We start from the raw sequence: 2952 nt of genomic DNA, 5'->3' as shown, positions 1-2952 counted from the left end.
GGCAGCGCCGATCAGCATCGGGACAGCGGAGACAACGCCGGTGACCAGGAACGCGACGACGATCCCGGGCAGGACCACATGGCTGATGGCGTCGCCGATCAGGGCCTGCCGCCGCAGGATCAGGAAATTGCCGGGCAAGGCGCAGGCGATGGCCGAAAGCGCGCCAATCAGAATGGGCGTGAGGGAAAACTGGACAAATTCGGCGCCCATCACGCCGACCCTCCCACGGCGAAAGGCTTACCGAGCCGGCGGTCGAATTCTTCGATCTCGTCGGGCGTGAACACCTCCTCAATAGGCGTCAAACCGTCATAGCGCCCCGTCAGACCGGCATCCTGATGCACCTGGCGGGCTATGTCCCAGCGCCGCTCGTCACGCGACACCTTGGCCGCCAGAGCGCGGCCGGCCTCGGTCGGCACGCCGTCGGGGCGGACCAGCCCCTCGCGCGCCAGAAGCCGCAGCGTATAGGGCTCGCGGATGGGTTCCTGACGCGACAGCGCCAACAGCCCCTGGCGCCTGTGGACCCGGCGCTGGAAACGGCGGTGACGCAGGATCGCCGCCGCCACGCCGCGCGCCGGTGCGAAAAGCAATGAAAGCGCGAAGAGGCCGGCGGTCATCAAAACGATGATCGGTCCCGTCGGGGCCGCCGGGGCGGAGGCCGAGATGGCGGCACCCACATAGCCGGACGCCGCGCCGACAAAGCCGGCGATCCAGACGACGTTGCTCGAGCGCTCGGTCCAGAACCGCGCCGTCACCGGCGGAATGATCAGCATCGCGACGATGAGAATAAGGCCGACGAGCTTCAGCCCGATGACGGTCACCGCCATGACCAGCCCCATCATCAGAAGATCGATGCGGCGCACATTGTAACCCATCGCCGCGGCATAGCCGGCATCGAACGCGACAAGTGTCATGGGCCGGCGCAGAAGCCAGGTCGCCAGCACCGCCAGCGAGCCGCCGATGGCGATGACCACGGCATCCTGAAACAGCATCCCTGCGGTCGAGCCGAGCAGGAAACTCTCAAGACCGGCCTGACGCCCGGAGCTCATGGTCTGGATGACCGTCAGCAGGACGACGCCGAGGCCGAAAAACACGCCAAGCACTGCGCCGATCGCCGCGTCCTCGGCCAGCCGGGTCCGGCGGGTCATCCATTCGATCAGCAGCAGGCCGATCCAGGCCGTCACCGCCGATCCGAGCAGAAGCCCGATCAGGTTGCGCCCGTCTCCGCCCATCGCCACCATGACAATGAAGGCAAGCCCGACGCCCGGCAGCGTGGCATGCGCCACCGCATCGGATACCAGCGCCCGCTTGCGCAGGAAAAGGAATGTGCCGGATGCGCCGGCGGCAAACCCCAGGAGCGCGGCGCCGATGCCGACCAGCGCGGCGTTGTAGCCGGCCTGAAGCAGAAGGGCGCTGAAGAAAGGGTTCACGAAACGGTATCCGCGATCGCCAGTTCGTCGATATGGGTGGCCGCCAGCCGCCCGCCATAGGTGGCGTTGAGATTTTCGGCGGTGAATGTCGTTTCGACCGGCCCTTCGGCGATCCGGCGCACATTGATGAGGAAGACGTGATCGAAATAGTCGCGCACGGTGGACAGATCGTGGTGCACGCAGACCACGGATTTGCCTTCCGACTTCAATAGTTTCAACACATCGATGATGGCGCGTTCGGTCGCCGCGTCGACACCGGCGAACGGCTCGTCGAGCAGGTAGAGATCGGCATCCTGGGCCAGAGCACGGGCAAGGAAGACCCTTTGCTGCTGACCGCCGGAGAGCTGCCCGATCTGCCGGTGAACAAAATCGGCCATGCCGACGCGCTCGAGACATTCGCGCGCTTTGGCGGTCATCTGTCCCGACAGCCTGCCGAGCAGACCGACCCGGCGATAAAGCCCCATCCGAACGACATCGATCACCGTTGTCGGAAAGTCCCAGTCCACACTGGCGCGCTGTGGAACATAGGCGATGCGGTTGCGCGCCTTCTCGATCGGTGTGCCGCAGATCAGCACGTCGCCCGAGAGCCGGGGTATGACGCCGAGAGCGGCCTTGAGAAGCGTCGACTTGCCCGCGCCGTTGGGGCCGATGATTGCCGACATGGATTTTGCCGGGAATGCGGCATCGACGGAAAAAATCGCCGGCTTTTCTCCGTAGGATACGGTCAGGCCGCTGACGACCAGCGGGCTGTCCGGATCCGGCCGGGGAGCCCGCACGACCTTTCCGCCTTCGGCGACGACCGCAACGGGCATGTCGGCATTCGATGTCATCAGTTCAGCAATCCCTGCATTCCGCTGTCGGGCACATCGCCCCCGAGCGCATCGGCAATGACACTGGCATTGTGATCGATCATGCCGAGATACGTGCCTTCATAGGTGCCGTCCTCGCCCATGGCGTCGGAGAAAAGCTCACCGCCGATAACGACCTCATGGCCCCTGGCCGCCGCCCCTTCGATCAGCGCGCGAATGTTGCGGTCCGAGACGGAGCTCTCCACAAAAACGGCGCCGATATCCCGCTCCACGAGCATGTCCACCAGTTCCGAAATGCGCTGAAGGCCGGCCTCGCTTTCGGTGGAAATGCCCTGAATGCCCATCACTTCAAAGCCATAGGCCGATCCGAAATAGTTGAATGCGTCATGGGCCGACAGAAGCACGCGGCTTTCGGCGGGAACGGAGGAAAGGACTTTCGTCGTATACAGCGCAAGCTCCTCCAGTTCGACCAGATGCGCGTCGGCGTTGTCACGGAAGGCCTGCTCGTTCTGCGGCGATGTCTCGATCAGCGCGTCGCGGACAGTCAGCACCACGCGGGCCCAGAGATTCGGATTCATCCAGACATGCGGATCATATTTGTCATCATAGTCGTCATGGCCCAGGAGAAGGTTGCGCGGCATGCTCTCGGCGACGGCGACGATATTGCCGCCCTCCTCCAGACCGCGCATGAAGTCTTCCATCTGCGCTTCAAGGTA

At 64.3% G+C, this 2952-nt stretch carries 4 protein-coding genes; all 4 read right to left on the bottom strand.

Translation table 11 applies throughout. The features are described from left to right. A partial coding sequence (locus AC5E6N_RS23910) for a metal ABC transporter permease (protein ID WP_491750156.1) occupies nucleotides 1-210 on the bottom strand: 210 nt, incomplete at its 3' end. Further along, nucleotides 210-1427, bottom strand: a complete 1218-nt coding sequence (locus tag AC5E6N_RS23905; protein ID WP_491750155.1) for a metal ABC transporter permease — start codon at nucleotides 1425-1427, stop codon at nucleotides 210-212. The genes AC5E6N_RS23910 and AC5E6N_RS23905, both read right to left, overlap by 1 nt. Then, entirely contained in the window at nucleotides 1424-2257 is an 834-nt protein-coding gene (locus tag AC5E6N_RS23900) for a metal ABC transporter ATP-binding protein (RefSeq protein ID WP_491750154.1), read from the bottom strand. Before AC5E6N_RS23900 ends, AC5E6N_RS23905 begins: the two co-directional genes overlap by 4 nt. Further along, nucleotides 2257-2952, bottom strand: a 696-nt coding sequence (locus AC5E6N_RS23895; RefSeq protein ID WP_491750153.1) for a metal ABC transporter solute-binding protein, Zn/Mn family, incomplete at its 5' end; no start/stop codon positions are given. The genes AC5E6N_RS23900 and AC5E6N_RS23895, both read right to left, overlap by 1 nt.

The sequence above is a fragment of the Hoeflea sp. genome (assembly GCF_984452065.1).
This window is presented reverse-complemented; position numbering and strand designations above follow the sequence as displayed.

Excerpts from the sequence above, each read along its gene's own strand:
- AC5E6N_RS23900 (WP_491750154.1), bottom strand. The coding sequence starts at position 2,257 with ATGACATCGAATGCCGACATGCCCGTTGCGGTCGTCGCCGAAGGCGGA.